Here is a 15864-nt window from a genome sequence, read left to right on the forward strand (position 1 = left end):
TCAGCCGAGGCGGATACGAGGGTCGAGGACGCCATAGAGCAGATCCACCAGGAGATTGACCGACAGGAACACGAGAACGAGCATCGTCCCGATGCCGACGACCACCGGGCCGTCGTGCTGCGGGATCGCGGTGTAGATCTGGTAGCCCAGGCCGGGCAGGTTGAAGATGCCCTCCACCAGCACGGTCCCGCCGAGCAGGTAGCCGAGGCTGACGCCGAGCAGCGAGGCCACCGGGATCAGCGAGTTGCGCACCACGTGCCGCAACAGCACCGCCGCGCCGGTGAGCCCCTTGGCCACGGCGGTCTCGACGTGGTCGGCGGCCAGGCCGTCCAGCACGCTGGTCCGGGTCAGCCGGGCCACCTGCGGCAGCCCGGACAGGGCCAGGACCAGCCCCGGCAGGATGTACGCCAGCGGCCAGCCCGCCTCGACGCCGGAGACCGGCAGCCAGCCGAGCTGCACGCCGAAGACGATCTGCGTGACGTAGGCGACCACGAAGAACGGCACGCCCAGCGCGAGCGTGGTGCCGAACAGCACGGCGGCGTCGGCCGCGCCCCGGCGTACCGCGGCGACCACGCCCAGCGCCACCCCGGCGACCGCCATCATGATCCACGCGGTGCCGCCGAGCTGCGCGGTGACCGGCCAGCTCGCCGCGATGATCTCGGCCACCGGCCGGCCGGTGAAGCTCGTCCCGAGGTCACCGACCAGCAGTCCGCGCAGGTAGAGCCCGTACTGCACGACCAGCGGCTGGTCGAGGTGGAACCGCTCGCGCAGCGCCTGCGCCACCGAGGGGGAGATCACCTGGTTGGGCCCGGCGAGAGCCTGGATGGGGTCGCCGGGCAGGGTGTACACCGCGAGGTAGATCACGAACGTGGTGCCGAGCAGGACGGGGATCGCCATCAGCACCCTGCGCAGGACGTACGGTCCCACGTCAGCGCACCTTGACCGCCGCCAGCCGGACTCCGCCCAGGAATTCCGGTCTCACCCCGCTGACCCGCTCGGAGTGCGCGAGCGCGCCGGTCGGCTGGAACAGCGGCGTCAGCGGCAGGTCCGTGAGCGCCTGGCCGGTGGCCTCGCGGGTGCGGGCCATGACCTCCTCTTCGGGGGCCTTGGCCGCCTTACCGAGCAGGTCGGCGAAGTCCTTGCTGTCGTAGCCCGTGACGTTGGCCGCGGAGGTCTTGGTGAAGAGCTGGTCGGCCAGCGCGTACAGGTGCGGATAGCCCGCGCCCATGTAGAGCAGCACCGGGCCGTCGATCTTCTTCGCCTTGAGGTTGGGGTAGAGCTGGTCCACGGGCTGGGTCTGGATGGTGATGCCCTGGACACCGAGGTTGGTGCGCAACTGGTTGCCCACCGCCTCCAGGATCACGTTGTTCAGCCCGTCCTGGAAGGTCCACAGCTTCAGCGGTCCTGACCAGCCGCCCGCCTCGGCCAGCAGTTTCTTCGCCTTGGCCGGGTCGTGGGAGCAGGCCGCGCAGTCGGGCTCGCCGCCGCCCGGCACGGCGGCCCCGGCCAGGCCCTTGGCCGGGGAGCCGAAGCCGCGCAGCAGGGTCTTGACGATGGTCTCCCGGTCGATGGCGTGCGAGAACGCCTGCCGCACGCGTACGTCGGAGAAGCGCTTGTCCCACGTCGGGAAGCCGAGGTAGAGCAGCGCCGGGAAGGGCACCTCCACCAGCCGCCCCTTGAACTGCGTGGCCGCGGTGGGCAGGTTGTTGCCGGTGATGAGCGTGACGTCGATCGCGCCCGCGGAGAGGTCGCGGTAGGCGGCCCCCTCGTCCTGGTAGGACTTCAGCTCGATCCGCTCGGCCTGCCCCTTCTCCTCCGGGTAGTTCTCATACCGCTTGAGGGTGAGCTTGGTCGCGCCGGTGACCATCCCCGGGCCGTCCACCTGGTAGGGCCCGTTGCCGATCGGCCTGCGGTCGAAGGCGTCGGCGTCGGTGAGGGCCGCCTTGGGCACCGGCGCGAACGCCGCCTGGGCCAGTATGTACGGCAGCAGCGCCAGCGGCCTGGTCAGCGTGACCCGCAGGGTCTTCGCGTCCACCACCTCGACGCCGGACAGCGTCTTGCCGGTGGGCTTGCCCTTGGCCGGGTTCAGCTCCTCGTATCCCTTGAACGGGGCGAACATGAAGTTGTTGGTGTAGGCGTTGGGGCCGTAGGCGGTCGCGTTCCAGGAGTCGGCGAAGGACTGCGCGGTCACCGGTTCGCCGTTGTGGAAGGTCCAGCCGGGGCGGATGCCGATCGTCCAGGTGATGTTGTCGGTGGTGTCGATGGCGGCGGCCACGGCGTTCACCGCCTCCCCGCTGACCGGATCGACCCTGGTCAGCGGAGTGAACAGAGCCGCGTCCACGTTGCTGCCGGTGGCCTTGCCGGGCAGCAGGTGGGACAGGAAGTACGTGGTCACCCCCGCCGAGTAGGACGAGACCCGGGTGGACGCGCCCCCGCCCTGTGCGGGCGAGCAGGCCGTGAGGGTGAGCGTGACTGCGGTCAGTGCTCCGGCCCATCCGCGGCGTGTTCGAGGTGTCATATGTGACCTCCTGGGGCGCTGTGGGGAAGGCACGAGAGTCCCACAGCGCGACTAGACGTGACATTGTCGAGAAGATTGAACCCCGGCCGGTGGCTTTGTCGCCTAGACCAGCGTCAGATGGGTCCACCGGCCGCCGAGCAGGGTCCCGACCACCTCGGTGCCGCGCAGCGCGGCCGGGTCGAGCGTGGCGGGGTCGGCGGCGGTGAGCATCAGGTCGGCGGGGTCGCCCGGCCGTACTCCGGCGCGGCCCTTGCTCGCGGCGGGCAGCGCGGCGGCCAGCGGGATCGCCTGCTCGGGGTGCCAGGCGGCGCGCTCGTCGTCGGTCCTGGCGACGGCGGAGGCGATGCCGTCCCAGGGGTCCAGCGGCGCGACCGGGGCGTCGGAGCCGAGTTCCAGCCGGGCCCCGGCGGCCAGCAGGTCGGCGTAGGCGAACGCCCGTCCGGTACGTCCGTGCCAGTGGACGTCGGCGACGTCCCGGTCGTCGGGGGCGTGCGCCGGTTGCACCCCGGCGACCAGGCCCGGTTTGGCGAACCTGGCGAAGTCCTCCCGGCGCAGCAACTGGGCGTGCTCGATGCGGCCGGGGCAGCCGATGCTCTCGAAGGCGTCCAGGGCGATGCCCGCCGCGAGGTCGCCGATGGCGTGGACGGCGGGGTGCAGGCCGTGCGCGGCGGCCCTGGCCATGGTCGCGCGCAGCTCGTCCGGGCCGGTCTCCAGCAGGCCGTGGGAGTCGGTGCCGGGGTAGGGGGTTTCGCAGTAGGCGGTCCGGGTGTTCAGCGAACCGTCCACGAAGATCTTCAGCGGGCCGACCTCCAGCAGGCCGCCGGCGCCGGGCACGAGGTCGCCGGTGCGCAGCCCTCCGCCGATCGCCTCCTCCAGCCGGGCCTTGGGGATCGTGCAGGTCACGCGTACGTCGAGCCGGTGCGCGCGGGCCCGCCTGGTCCAGTCGGCGACGTTGTCGGCCAGCTCGAAGTCCTGGAACCCGACCACGCCCCTGGCCGCGGCGGCGGTGGCCGCCTCGGTGACCCAGCGGTCCAGCACGTCTTCCGGCGGCGGGGGCAGTTCGGCCACCGCCGTGTAGCACTCGTGCTCGCGCAGCACCCCGGTCGGGTGGTCGCCGCGGCCGATCAGGGCGAGCGCGGCCGGGCTGAGCCACGCGGTGTGCAGATCCTTGCTGATCATCGTGATCGGCCTGCCGGGCGCGGCGGCCTCCAGCATCGCCTTGTCCGGCTCGTCGGGCCACAGGCCGTCGCGGAAGCCGTACCCGACGCCGAGCCCGGCACCGTTCGCCATCAGCTTCACCGCCTCGCGCGCGGAACGCGCGCCGGTGAGGTCCACCCGCATGCGGGACTGCGCCCACTGGACGGCGTGGACGTGCGCGTCCCACAGTCCCGGCAGCAACGTGGCGCCCTGGACGTCGATCGACTCGTCGGCGGGCGGCGGCTCGGCGCTCACCGCGGTGACCACGCCGTCGGCGATCAGTACATGGCGGACGGGCCCGCGCAGGCCGATCCGCGCGTTGCGCAGCAAGAGAGACATGGACATGACGCTAGGAGCGAGGCCGCCGCGCGCTCATCGTTGAAAGCGGACGTCCGCCGCCCTCCCGATTGTCCTCCGCAACAGCGCCGGCGGCTAGAGCAGGCCGGCCATGCGCAGCAGCCGGAGCTGGAGCCAGGCCACCAGCCGATCGGTGGGGTCGGCGAGGTCCAGGTCGAACAGCTCCTGCAACCGGCGCACCCGGTAGCGCAGGGTGTTCTCGTGGACGGACAGCTCGGCGGCGGCCTTGGCGGCCTCGCCGAAGGCGTCCAGGTAGGCGAGCAGGCTGGCGGCGTGCGTGGTGGAGTGCTGCGCGTCGTGCTCCAGCATCCTGCGCACCGGTTCCAGCAGCCGATCGTGTTCGGCGCCGCCGCGCTCCATCAGGTCCAGCAGCGCGATCCGGCTGCGCACCTGCTCGTCGGTGGCCACGGCCGGGTGCGGGCCGCCGGTCTCGGCGAGCACCTGGACCACGCGTTCGGCGAGCCTGGCGGACGCCCCGGCCCGGCCGAGGCCCGGTACGACCGGCCCGACTCCGGCGTGCAGGGCGACCCTGGCCGACCGCCGTACGGTCGAGGTCACCTCCGCGACGGTCTTGGCGAGCTGCCCTCCGGTGGTGCCCGGGGGCACGGGGAGCAGGGCGTGGATGCGCCCGCCGCCCGCCGTACAGGCCGACTCGGGGTGCAGCGCCTCGCAGGCCAGGCTGACCAGCTCAAGGACGCCCTCCATCTGGGCGCCCGGCTCGGCCGCCGGGGCGACCGGCGCGAACACCACCACCGCGACCGGCGTGTCGGCGGGCAGGCCCAGCCGGGCGGCGGCGGCCGTCTCGGAGGTGTAGCCCTCCAGCAGCGCGCGCAGCGTCTCGGCGCGGTGCCAGCGGCGCGGGTCGGCGGGGGTGCGGGCGCGCAGCAGGTGCAGCGCGGCGATCGGGGTGGCGTCCTCCAGCAGGCGCATGGCGTCCGGGGTCACCCGGGGCACGCCGTCCAGCACCCAGATGAAGCCGAGCAGTTGCGCGCCCGCGCGTACGGCCGTGGCCAGCCGGGGCGTGTGGCCGGGGAACAGGCTGTCGAACCGGACCGGCCCGTCCGCGTTGAACACCCGCCCGTACTCGGTGCGGTTGGTCGGCCGGGTCGGCGTCCGGCGGCCCAGGATGCCCAGTTTGCGGATCTCGTCGATCTCCTGGCCGGGCAGGTTGGAGTAGCTGAGCACGTTGCCCTGCGGATCTTCGATGCAGGTGGCCCCGCCGATGGTCGCCGCGATCACGTTGGCCAGCGCGAACAGGTCGCCCATGCCGACCGAGGAGTACGTCGTGCCGGCCGCGCCGGGCCCGGAGATCGCGGCGGTCAGCAGCGCGTCGAGCTGCCGCCAGGGCAGCCGCTCGGGCGCGATCAGCAGCGCGATCTCCGCCTCCTTGGCCGCGGCGACGAGCGGGGCGAGGTCGCCGCCGCGATCCTTCACCACCAGCGCGCCGTAGCCCTCCAGGGCGGCCTGCCGCACCAGGGCGGGCGTGGCCGAGCCGACCGCCAGCAGCATCCGGCCGGAGCCGGGCTCTACGTGGTCGGCGGGATCGTGGACCATCGGCTCGCCCACCGTCACCGGCTCGCCCTCCGGCACGTACGCGGGCGACAGCACATGGCTTCCGAGCGTTTCGAGCACCTGGTCGAGCAGCGGTTGGTACGGCCTCGCCATAGAACCGTCTGCAACCATGCAGGCAAGGTTCCCACCGGGTTGACGGTTCCGACAAGCCTCCACCGCCCACGTTGGGACCTGCGACGATGCCCGGGGCGGCGGTATGCGCGCACACTGGGGCGTGCTCGACGAACTCGACTCCGTCCCGTCCTACGACCGATTCGCCACCGTGGACGAGGTCCACGGCAGGCTGGCCGCCCTCGCGGAGGCCCATCCGGACATCGCCACGCTGCGCAGGGTCGGCACCTCCCGGCTCGGCGACCCGCTGATGTGCCTGACGGTCGGCGACGCCCCGCGACACGCGATCGTCGCGGCCGGCCCGCACCCCAACGAGCCGATCGGCGGCCTGACCGTCACCCACCTGGCCGCCCGGCTGTGCGCCGACGCCGGGCTGCGCCGCGCCACCGGCTACACCTGGCACCTGGTGGGCTGCCTGGACCCCGACGGCACCCGCCTGAACGAGGGCTGGTTCGCCGGGCCGTTCACCAGGTCCCACTACGCCGCGCACTTCTACCGGCCCGCGCCGGACGAGCAGGTCGAGTGGACCTTCCCGTTCGCCTACAAGCGCTGCTACTTCGACCGGGTGCTCCCCGAGACGCAGGCGCTGATGCGGCTGATCGACGACGTGCGGCCGGCGTTCTTCTCGACCTTGCACAACGGGGAGTCCGGTGGCGTCTTCTACTACCTGAACCGGCCGGTCCCGGCGCTGCACGCCGTCCTTGCCGAGCTGCCCGGCCGGTACGGCGTGCCGCTGCACGCCGGGGAGCCCGAGCATCCCGCGGTCAGGTCCTTCGAGCAGGCCATCTACCAGGCCCCCACGATGGAGGACGCCTACGACTACATGGAGGCCAACGGCCAGGACCCGGTGCCGCACATCGGCGGGGCGGCCAGCGACTCCTACATCAAGAAGTACGGCACGCTCGGGCTGACCGCCGAGATCCCGTACTGGACCGACCCGTCGGCGGGCGACACCTCCCCGGCCGGACGTTCGTACCGGGAGCTGATCGGGGAGCACGCCGAGCGGGTCCGCGAGACCCACGACGTGCTCGGCACGACGCTCTCGGCCGTGGCGTCCGACCTGGTGACGCGCTCGCCGTTCCTGCGGGCGAGCCGGGCGTTCATCCCCATGCTGGCCGGGACGGCCGAGACGGACGCGCTGCGGGCCGCCGATCCGGCGAGCGACCGGCCCGCGACGGTGGCCGAGGAGTCCTCCTGCCGGGACGGGCTGTCCAGCGCGCGGCTGCGGTTCGGCGGCATCCTGCTCCGGGCGCTGGCCGGGGAGCTGGCGATCGGCAACGGCACCCCGGCCATCCGCGCCGCGCACGGGCGGCTGGCCGAACTGCACGCGCAGTGGTGCGCGGAGAGCGACCGCGTCCCGGCGCGGGTGATCCCGATCCACGACCTGGTGGCCATCCAGTACGGGGCCGTGCTGGCCGGGGCCGCGCACGCCTGACTCATCGGCGCCGGTGGGCGCGGCGCATGGCCGCGGCCAGCACCGGGTCGGTGAGGCCGGCGATCACGCGTTCGGCGATCTCGGCGGGCTTGTCCTGGCTGAGCTTGGCCTTGCCGACCACCCGGTCCGGCACCAGCCGGAACCCGGTCACCGCGGGCAGCAGCCTGTGCGCGTACTCCTCTGCCGATGCCAGCCGGAAGGGCTCGGCCCGGTCGCGCTCGTAGTGGTCCACACTGTCGGACAGCACCTGGTAGGTCTCGCCGGGGTCCAGGATCTCCGGCGTCCCGTACAGGTGGACGGTGACGTAGTTCCACGTCGGCACGTACGGCATGGCCTGGTACAGGGTCGGGGAGATGTACCCGTGCGGTCCCTGTACGACCACGGCGATCCGGCGCTCACCGAGTGCGTGCAGCTCGGCGTCGGTCCGGGCGAGATGGCCGACGATCTCCGGCCCCGCCGTCGCGGGGTCGGGGATCACCGGCGCGTGCGACACCACCGGCCCGCCGTCGCTGACCAGCAGGGCCCACCCCTGATCGGCGATCAGCGCCCGGATCTCGGCGGGGTCGTCGAGGGCGAAGATCGGTACTTCGAGCATGGAAGACAGCCAACCGGTGCGACCGGCGCGCTGTCAGCGTTGGGAAGGACAAGGGCGCGGGCCCTGCCTTGCGGTTTACGACGAAGCGGCTTACGGCGAAGGATCAGCGGACGTGCTCCTTCAGCCAGGAATCGATCATTCCGGCCACCCGGTGCGAGTCGCGGTCCATCATGATCATGTGTGAGTTGCCACGGTGGCCGTGGTCGCGCAGGTCGATCCAGGTCGAGTGCCCGCCCGCGGCGCGCAGCGCGTCGTGGAAGCGCCGGGTCGAGTCGTACAACTGCCCCCAGGAGGGGTCCGCGTCCAGGTGGTCGCCCCACACGATCAGGTGCGGGACGCGGCGGACCCGGGAGAAGTCCACGGTGGCCGGGTCGGGGGCGCCGGAGGGCTCGATCGCGACGTGCGCGCGGACCCGGCCGGGCGCGGCGATCGTGGCGGCGAAGCCGAACGGCCCGCCCGCGCTGTGGGTGAGCACCGTGCTCGGCCCGACCCGCGCCACCAGCGCGTCGTACCCCGCCTGCGTGGACCGGTCGTAGGTGCGGAAACGCGGGACCACCTGCTTGACGAACTCGTCGAACGCGGCGACCGGGAACTGCGTGTCGGCGTACGGCCTGCGCTTGCGCGGATCGGTGGCGTACGACCCGGGGGGGCCGATCCGGAACAGCTCCCACAGTTCCTTCTTGGTGCGGAACAGCGGCTCGGCCTTGGATGCCTCCGGGTAACGCCCCCACGAGGCGCGCCCGGCCCCGAGCGCGTCGGTCAGGTAGACGTCGCGACCGGCCGAGAGGAACCGCTGCTGCCAGCCCTGCCGCCGGTCCGGCGTGGTCTCGAAGCAGGCGCCGGTCAGGCCGCCGCCGTGCCACATCAGCACCGGCAGCGGGCTGCGCGGCCGGGCGAGACGGACGTAGTTGACGTAGATCTGGCCGCTCTGGAAGTCACCGTTGGGGTCCACTCGGAAGGGGGTCTGCCCTTCGGCCACGTAGGCGTCCCTGGTGGGCACGCCGGACAGCGTGACCGCCTCGCCGCCGACGTGGAATCCGCCGACCTCGCGTACCCGGAACCCGCCGTCGTCGTCCGCGAGGGCCGTGCCCGGCGCGGAGACCGCGAGCGCGCCGGGGACCGCACCGGCCAGCAGGCTGCGACGTTTCATGAACACCTTCCCAATCCGGCGGGCTCAGGGGCTGAGCGCCTGCCGTTCCCACACGTCCCCGGTGAGCCGGTGCACATGGCGGTCGTGCAGGCGGTCGGGGCGGCCCGCCCGCACGAACTCGATCTCCATGGGCTCGATGACGTAGCCCGCCCAGTGCGGCGGCACCGGCACCGCCGTACCGTCCGGCCAGCGGCGGGCGGCCTCGGCCAGGGCGGCGTCAAGGACCTCCCGGCCGTCGATCGGCGCGGACTGGTGACTCGCCCAGGCCCCGAGCCGGGCCGGGCGGGTGCGGGCCAGGAACACCGGCTCGGCCAGGGCCGCGTCCATCGGCACGGCCTCGCCTCGCACGGTGACCTGGCGGCGCAGCGTCATCCAGGTGAACAGCACGGCGACCCGGGGCCGGGCCGCGATGTCGTGGGCCTTGCGGGAGCGGCGGTCGGTGACGAAGCCGATCCGGCCGCCGGGCAGGAGCTTCACCGAGACGGTACGCGCGTCCGGTTCCCCGGCGGGCCCGGTGGTGCACAGCGCCATCAGCCCGGCCTGCGGGTCCCCGGCCCGCTCGGCCTCCGCCCGCCACGCGAGCAGCGTGCCCATCGGGCCGCCGTCGTTCATGGAAGGAGCACGCCGTCGCGGGCGACCGCGTGCGGGCGGCGGAGGGCGGTGATGTCGTCCACCGGGTCGGCGTCGGTGGCGATGAAGTCCGCCTGGTGGCCCGGCGCGATCCGGCCCACCCGGCCCCCGAGCCCGAGGGCGTCCGCCGCGTCGCCGGTGGCCGCCGCCAGGACCGCCGCGTTGGTCATCCCGGACGTGGCCATCAGTTCCAGTTCCACCGGCAGCGCGTCGAACGGCGTGTGCCGCCAGCCCGCGTCGGTGCCGCTCACCATCCGGACCCCGGCCGCGGCCAGCTTGGCGAAGTCGCCCAGGTCGTGCGGGTGGCGGCGCAGCCACAGGTCGCGCGCCTCCCCGGCGGCCTCCGGCGGGGCGGCGAGCACGTGGTGCCCCACCGACAGCGTCGGGCAGACCACCACCCCCTGCTCGGCCAGCAGCGCCGCGACGCCCGCGTCGAAGCCGGCGCCGTCCTCCGCCGCGTTGCGGAACTTCCCGTGCTCGATCACCCGGACGCCCGCCGCCACCGCGGCGCGCATCGAGTCCGCCGACAGGCAGTGCACCTTCACGGGACGGCCGAGCGCGCCCGCCGTCTCGACGGCGGCGCGCAGCTCGTCCTCGGAGAAGCCGGGCTCCCACGGGGGCGCGCCCGCGGTGCCGCCGCCCGAGGCCATGACCTTGATGAAGTCGGCCCCTGCGGCGGTGAACCCGGCGGTCAGGTCGCGTACAGCCGACGCGTCCGCGGCCTCGCCGCCGAACCGCCAGCAGTGCCCGCGCACGACCGTGATCGGCGCGCCCGCCACCAGGGTCCGTGCGCAGCCGGGCAGTCCGGCCGTGGCCTCCTTGATCGCGAACACGGCCTCGGGCGGCCCGCCGCAGTCGGCCACGGTGGTGACGCCCGCGCGCAGCGCGGTCGCGGCGTTGCGGACGCCCAGGTCCACCAGCTCGGCGGTGCTGAGATCCGCCGTGCTGGTCCCGTCGCCGCGTTCGGTCAGGTGGACGTGCGAGTCCACCAGGCCGGGGAGCACGACCGACCGGCCCAGGTCCAGAAAGGGCAGGTCATCGGGCCAGTGCGGGGGGCGGGTGCGTCCGGGGACGATCTCGGCGAAGCGCCCCTGCTCGACCAGCAGCCACGCGGGTCCGGGGGCAGGGCTCCACGCGTCCGCGCGGAGCCGTCCCACGAACACCGCGAGGCCGCTCAGCGCGACGGCTGCCACCGGATCTCGGGCGTCTTCTCGGCCGCGGCGACGTCGTCCCGGTGGACCAGGCCGCCCTTCATGACGAAGCGGACCCGCTTGAGGGCCTCGATGTCCTTGACCGGGTCGCCGTCCACGGCGATCAGGTCGGCGTGGCCGCCCGCGGCCAGCGTGCCGATCTGGCCCTCCTTGCGCAGCACCTCGGCCGCCACCACGGTGGCCGACCTGATGGCGTCCAGCGGCGACATGCCGTACTGGACCATCAGCTCGAACTCGTCGATCTGCTCACCGTGCGGGAAGGAGCCCACGTCGGTGCCGAAGGCGATCTTGACGCCCAGCTCCAGGCCGCGCTTGAACGCGCCCTCGTGCCGCTTGACGAAGCGCCGGTCGAACTCGGTGAACTGGCGCTTGTAGTACGTCTGCATGGTCGGCACCCAGAACGTGCCGAACTCCAGCATGGCCTGGAGGTCGTCCTCGGTGAGCAGCGGGCCGTGCTCCAGCGTGCGGACGCCGCCGCGGATCGCGGCCTGCGCGCCGTCCTTGCCGTACGCGTGCGCCGCCACGTCGCGGCGGTACCGCTTGGCCTCGGCGACGACGGCGGCGATGTCCTCCACGGTGAACTGGTGCAGCGGCTCCAGTTCCTCCGGCTCGACGTCCTTGCGGGTGCTGGTCGCGTAGATCTTGACCCAGTCCGCGCCGATCTTGATCTGCCGCCGCACCTCCTTGATCAGCTCCTCCCTGCTGTCCACCATGCCCGCCACGTCGGGGAGGTGCAGCTCGGGGTTGACCTTGTCGTCGATGCGCATGTCGCCGCCGGTGATGGAGATGCCGTCGGAGGCCACCTCCAGGCGCGGGCCGGGGATGATCCCCGCGTTGATGGCGTCCCGCAGCGCGGTGTCACCGTGCCAGACCTGCTCGTTGTCGGTGTCCCTGGCGCTGGTGAAGCCGATCTCCAGGGCCCGCGCGCTGGCCGCCACGCCCTCGATCACCCGGTAGACCTGCGTCTTGAACAGGATCGCGGGCGGCCACACCTGGTCCTCGGGGCGCAGCAGCATGTGCGTGTGACAGTCGATGAGGCCGGGCAGCAGGGTCAGGCCGCCCGCGTCGACTACGTCGGCGTCGGCCGGCGGGCTGTCCACGACCGACACGATCCGGCCGTCGGCGACGACGACGCTGGCGTTCTCGTAGTACTCGCCGCTCGCGGGATCGAGCACCCGCGCGCCCCGTACGGCGAACTGCCGGTCACTCGGAATCTGGGTCATCATGCCCCTCCAATAGAATTCTGTGTTCAGAATACAGAGTTAAGTCGTGGTTGTCGCGGTCGGGGTGGACGCGAAGTGGCAGGCCGTCCGGTGCCCGCCCGCCGTCTCCACGAGCGCGGGTTCGTGCAGCTCGCACACCTGCTCGGCCTTCCAGCAGCGGGTCCGGAACCGGCATCCGCTGGGCGGCGAGGACGGGCTGGGCGGATCTCCGGCCAGCATGATCACGTCTTGCAGGCGTGCCTGGTCGGGGTCGGTGGACGGCGCGGCCGACAGCAGCGCCTGGGTGTACGGGTGCCGGGGCTCCCCGTAGACCGCCTCCCCCGGGCCGACCTCGATGATCTTGCCCAGGTACATCACCGCGACCCGGTGGCTGATCTGCCGGACCACGGTCAGGTCGTGCGCGATGAACACGTACGACAGGTCCAGCCGTTCCTGGAGGTCGGCCAGCAGGTTGAGCACCTGGGCCTGGATGGAGACGTCCAGCGCGGAGACCGGCTCGTCGCAGATGATCACCTCGGGCCCCAGCGCGAGCGCCCTGGCGATGCCGACCCGCTGCCGCTGCCCGCCGGAGAACTCGTGCGGGTAGCGGTTGACGTGGCCGGGGTTCAGGCCGATCAGCTCGAACAGCTCCTGCGTACGCCGCCGCCGTTCCGCCGGAGTGCCCTGGCCGTGGACGACCAGCGGCTCGGCCACGATGTCGCCGACCGTCATGCGGGGATCGAGGCTGGTGTAGGGGTCCTGGAGGACGATCTGGACCTTTCGCCGCAGCTCTTTCAGGCCCGCCCGGCTCAGCCGGTGGATGTCCTCGCCGCGGTACTTGATCGTGCCGGACGTGGGCCGGTCCAGCGCGACCAGCATCCGGCCGAGCGTGGACTTGCCGCAGCCGGACTCCCCGACCAGGCCCAGCGTCTCCCGCTCGCCCACGGTGAAGGAGACCCCGTCCACCGCGTGCACCCGGCTCGCCGGGCCGAACGGCCACCTGCCGCCGGACGCGTAGTGGCGGGTGACGTCCGTGACCTCAAGAACGGGCTGGGAGCGCACCGCTGATCACATCCTTTCCCAGATGACAGGCGCTCCAGTGGCCCCGCTCGTGCTCGCTCAGCACGGGCTCGCGCTCGTCGCAGGCGTCGTGGGCGAGCGAGCAGCGGAACCGGAAAGGGCACCCGGCCGAGTCCCCGCGCAGCACGGGGGGCTGGCCGGGCAGCGCGGCGAGCCGCCCGGCGCGGCGGTCGGCCCGGGGGACGGCGTCCAGCAGCGCCTTGGTGTACGGGTGGGCCGGGCGGCGGAAGACGTCGCGCACCGCGCCGGTTTCGACCACGCGGCCCGCGTACATCACCGCCACCCGGTCGGCGATCGACGCGACCGCGCCGAAGTCGTGGGTGATCAGCACCAGGCCCATGCCGGACTCCTGCTGGAGCGCCTGGAGCAGCCGCAGGATCTGGACCTGGACCGTGGCGTCCAGCGCGGTGGTCGGCTCGTCGGCGATCAGCACCTGCGGCGACAGCGCGAGCGCCATCGCGATCACCACGCGCTGCCGCATGCCGCCGGAGAACTGGTGCGGGTACTGGCCGAAGCGGCGTTCGGGATCGGGGATGCGCGCCTGGCGCATCAGCTCGATGGCCCGGGTACGGGCCTCGCGGCGGGAGAGCCCGAGCCGGGTCCGCAGGGTCTCGCCGACCTGCGGGCCGACCTTCAGCACCGGGTTGAGCGCGGACAGCGAGTCCTGGAAGACCATGCCGATCCCCTCGCCGCGCACCTCGCGGCGCGCGGCCTCGGGCAGGGTGAGCAGGTCGCGGCCCTCCCACCGGACGGCGCCGCCGGCGATCCTGGCCGGAGGAGAGGCCAGGATGCCCATGATGACCTGGGCGGTCACGCTCTTGCCCGAGCCGGACTCCCCGAGGATCGCCAGGGTCTCCCCGCGGTCCACGTGCCAGCTCACCCCGCGCAGCACCCGCGCGGGCCCGCCCTCGCCGTCGAAATCCACCCGCAGGTCGTCGACCTGCAACAGATGCTCTGTGGGCACTTCGCGCTCCCTCACGAGTGGATCTTCGGGTCGATCGCGTCCCTGACCACGTCCCCGAGCAGGATGAAGGCCAGGACGGCGACGCTGAGGAAAAGGGCCGGGCCGAGCAGCGGCAGCGGGGCCTCCAGGAACCGCGCCTGCGCGTCGTGGATCATCTGGCCCCACGAGATCGTCGGCGGGCGCAGCCCGATGCCGAGCATCGAGATGATCGACTCGTAGGTGATGAAGACGCCGAGGTTCGTCGTGACGACCACCAGCCAGGGGCCCAGGCTGTTCGGTACGACGTGCCGGGCCAGCGCGCGCAGCCGCGAGCAGCCGATGGCGGCGGCGGCCAGTACGTAGTCCTGCTGCTTGGCCTCGATGACCGAACCGCGGGTGATCCTGGCCACCTGCGGCCAGCCGTGCACCGACAGCGCGACGATCACCGTCCAGGTGCCGCTGCCGCCCGAGCCGAACAGCGTGAGCAGCACGCTCGCGCCCAGCAGCAGCGGAATGGCCAGGAAGATCTCGGTGACCCTGGACAGGGCCGCGTCCACCAGCCCGCCGAAGTAGCCCGCCGCCGCGCCGATCAGCCCGCCGAGCAGCCCGGTGATCACCGAGACCGCGATGCCGATGCCGAGACTGGCACGCGCGCCGTACACGCTGCGCGAGTAGACGTCGCAGCCCTGGAGGTCGCGGCCGAGCCACTGCCCGGCCCCGGCGTCGGCGAGCGTGCCGGAGAGGTCGCAGTCGTACGGGTCGCTGGTGGCGAACAGCCCCGGCACCGCGGCCATGCCCAGCATCACCACCAGCAGGGCCGCCGACACGTAGAACAGCGGACTGCGGGAGAGCCTGCGCCACACCGCGGCCCAGTGGCCGCGCCGCTTGCCCGGCACGATCACCGGGGGGTCGATGACACCGGTGGCCATCGCTGGTTCAGGCATAGCGGATCCTCGGATCGAGTACGGCGTACAGCAGGTCCACGATCAGGTTGACCACGACGTAGACCAGGACGAACACGGTGACCACACCCACCACGGTGGTGCGTTCACCCAGGTAGACCGCGCGGGCCATGGCCTGGCCCATGCCCGGCAGGTTGAAGATGCTCTCGGTGATGACCGCGCCGCTGAGCAGCGCGCCCACCTCCAGGCCCAGGAAGGTGATGACGGGGATCAGGCTGTTGCGCAGCGCGTGGTGGGCGACGACCCTGACCCGGGTCAGGCCCTTGGCCGTCGCCATCCGGACGTAGTCCTCGCCCAGCGCCTCGGTGAGCTGGCCCCTGGTCAGCCTGGCCACGTACGCGGTGGACAGCGACCCGAGCACGAACCCCGGCATCAGGTAGCTGAGCAGCCCGTCCTCGGTCCCGGCCACCGGGAGCCAGCCCAGTTGCACGCCGAGCAGCAACTGGAGCACGAAGGCCGTCACGAAGAACGGGATGGACAGCCCGGCGAGGGTGAACACCCGCACGCCGGTGTCGGCGAGCCCGTTGCGGCGCAGCGCCGACAGGGTGCCCGCGCCGATGCCGATCAGGATCTGGAACGCCAGGGCGACCGCCGCGAGCTGGGCGCTGACGCCGATCCGCTCGCGCAGCATCTCGGCCACGTCCTGGCCGCTGTAGGTCTGCCCGAGATCGCCCTGCACCAGCCCGAGCAGGAACCGCCCGTACTGCTGGAGCAGCGGTTCGTCCAGGTGGTACCGGGCCCTGATGGCCTCGGCGAACGCCGGGTCGGCGGCGCGCTCGCCCGCCAGGGCCTGCACGGGGTCGCCGGGCAGCGCGAAGGTGATGATGAAGATGACGAGGGTCGCGCCGAAGAGGACCAGCAGCGCCTGGAAGACGCGACTCGTGATGTAACGGGGCACGGT

The 15864-nt window shown here is 72.8% G+C and carries 14 protein-coding genes; 1 reads left to right on the forward strand and 13 read right to left on the reverse strand.

From position 1 onward, the window contains the following. The 4 genes from DP939_RS08490 to DP939_RS08505 form a co-directional block, all read right to left on the reverse strand. Positions 1-927 carry an ABC transporter permease gene (locus DP939_RS08490; RefSeq protein WP_113980033.1) on the reverse strand — a complete coding sequence of 309 codons (927 nt, stop codon included), beginning with the start codon at positions 925-927 and terminating at the stop codon, positions 1-3. Between the two features lies 1 nt (position 928). Continuing rightward, positions 929-2518, reverse strand: coding sequence for a peptide ABC transporter substrate-binding protein (locus tag DP939_RS08495; protein WP_113980034.1), 1590 nt, complete (start codon positions 2516-2518; stop codon positions 929-931). Between the two features lie 102 nt (positions 2519-2620). Continuing rightward, positions 2621-4054, reverse strand: coding sequence for an amidohydrolase (locus tag DP939_RS08500; protein ID WP_199565020.1), 1434 nt, complete (start codon positions 4052-4054; stop codon positions 2621-2623). Between the two features lie 93 nt (positions 4055-4147). Beyond that, a complete protein-coding gene (locus DP939_RS08505) occupies positions 4148-5737 on the reverse strand; it encodes a PucR family transcriptional regulator (RefSeq protein WP_113980036.1) in 1590 nt (529 codons plus the stop codon). 103 nt (positions 5738-5840) lie between these two features. Here DP939_RS08505 and DP939_RS08510 point away from each other — a divergent pair, with 103 nt between their 5' ends. Beyond that, positions 5841-7190 carry a M14 family zinc carboxypeptidase gene (locus DP939_RS08510; protein WP_113980037.1) on the forward strand — a complete coding sequence of 450 codons (1350 nt, stop codon included), beginning with the start codon at positions 5841-5843 and terminating at the stop codon, positions 7188-7190. Position 7191: 1 nt separating this feature from the next. Here DP939_RS08510 and DP939_RS08515 read toward each other — a convergent pair whose 3' ends face one another. From DP939_RS08515 to DP939_RS08555, 9 genes are all read right to left on the reverse strand, one after another. Further along, the gene (locus tag DP939_RS08515; protein WP_113980038.1) at positions 7192-7785 is read right to left on the reverse strand and encodes an FMN-binding negative transcriptional regulator; all 594 of its coding nucleotides are present in this window, start codon (positions 7783-7785) and stop codon (positions 7192-7194) included. Between the two features lie 103 nt (positions 7786-7888). After that, complete coding sequence (locus DP939_RS08520) at positions 7889-8935, reverse strand: alpha/beta hydrolase family protein (RefSeq protein WP_113980039.1); 1047 nt, start codon at positions 8933-8935, stop codon at positions 7889-7891. A 24-nt stretch (positions 8936-8959) separates the two neighbouring features. Further along, positions 8960-9547: a pyridoxine/pyridoxamine 5'-phosphate oxidase gene (locus tag DP939_RS08525; protein ID WP_113980040.1), complete on the reverse strand. Its 588-nt coding sequence runs from the start codon at positions 9545-9547 to the stop codon at positions 8960-8962. Further along, positions 9544-10758 (reverse strand): amidohydrolase family protein, encoded by a 1215-nt coding sequence (locus tag DP939_RS08530; protein ID WP_113980041.1) that lies wholly within the window; start codon positions 10756-10758, stop codon positions 9544-9546. The genes DP939_RS08525 and DP939_RS08530 overlap by 4 nt, the downstream gene beginning before the upstream one ends. Beyond that, the gene (locus DP939_RS08535) at positions 10740-12002 is read right to left on the reverse strand and encodes a metal-dependent hydrolase family protein (protein WP_113980042.1); all 1263 of its coding nucleotides are present in this window, start codon (positions 12000-12002) and stop codon (positions 10740-10742) included. The genes DP939_RS08530 and DP939_RS08535 overlap by 19 nt, the downstream gene beginning before the upstream one ends. 36 nt (positions 12003-12038) lie before the next feature. After that, positions 12039-13040, reverse strand: a complete 1002-nt coding sequence (locus DP939_RS08540; protein ID WP_113980043.1) for an ABC transporter ATP-binding protein — start codon at positions 13038-13040, stop codon at positions 12039-12041. Beyond that, positions 13018-14022 (reverse strand): ABC transporter ATP-binding protein, encoded by a 1005-nt coding sequence (locus DP939_RS08545; RefSeq protein ID WP_113980121.1) that lies wholly within the window; start codon positions 14020-14022, stop codon positions 13018-13020. The genes DP939_RS08540 and DP939_RS08545 overlap by 23 nt, the downstream gene beginning before the upstream one ends. A gap of 11 nt (positions 14023-14033) precedes the next feature. Further along, complete coding sequence (locus DP939_RS08550; protein ID WP_113980044.1) at positions 14034-14945, reverse strand: ABC transporter permease; 912 nt, start codon at positions 14943-14945, stop codon at positions 14034-14036. Then, positions 14938-15861, reverse strand: coding sequence for an ABC transporter permease (locus DP939_RS08555; RefSeq protein WP_113980045.1), 924 nt, complete (start codon positions 15859-15861; stop codon positions 14938-14940). The genes DP939_RS08550 and DP939_RS08555 overlap by 8 nt, the downstream gene beginning before the upstream one ends. Positions 15862-15864 lie beyond the last annotated feature (3 nt).

The sequence above is a fragment of the Spongiactinospora rosea genome (genome assembly GCF_003315795.1).
GTDB classification, from domain to species: Bacteria; Actinomycetota; Actinomycetes; order Streptosporangiales; family Streptosporangiaceae; genus Spongiactinospora; species Spongiactinospora rosea.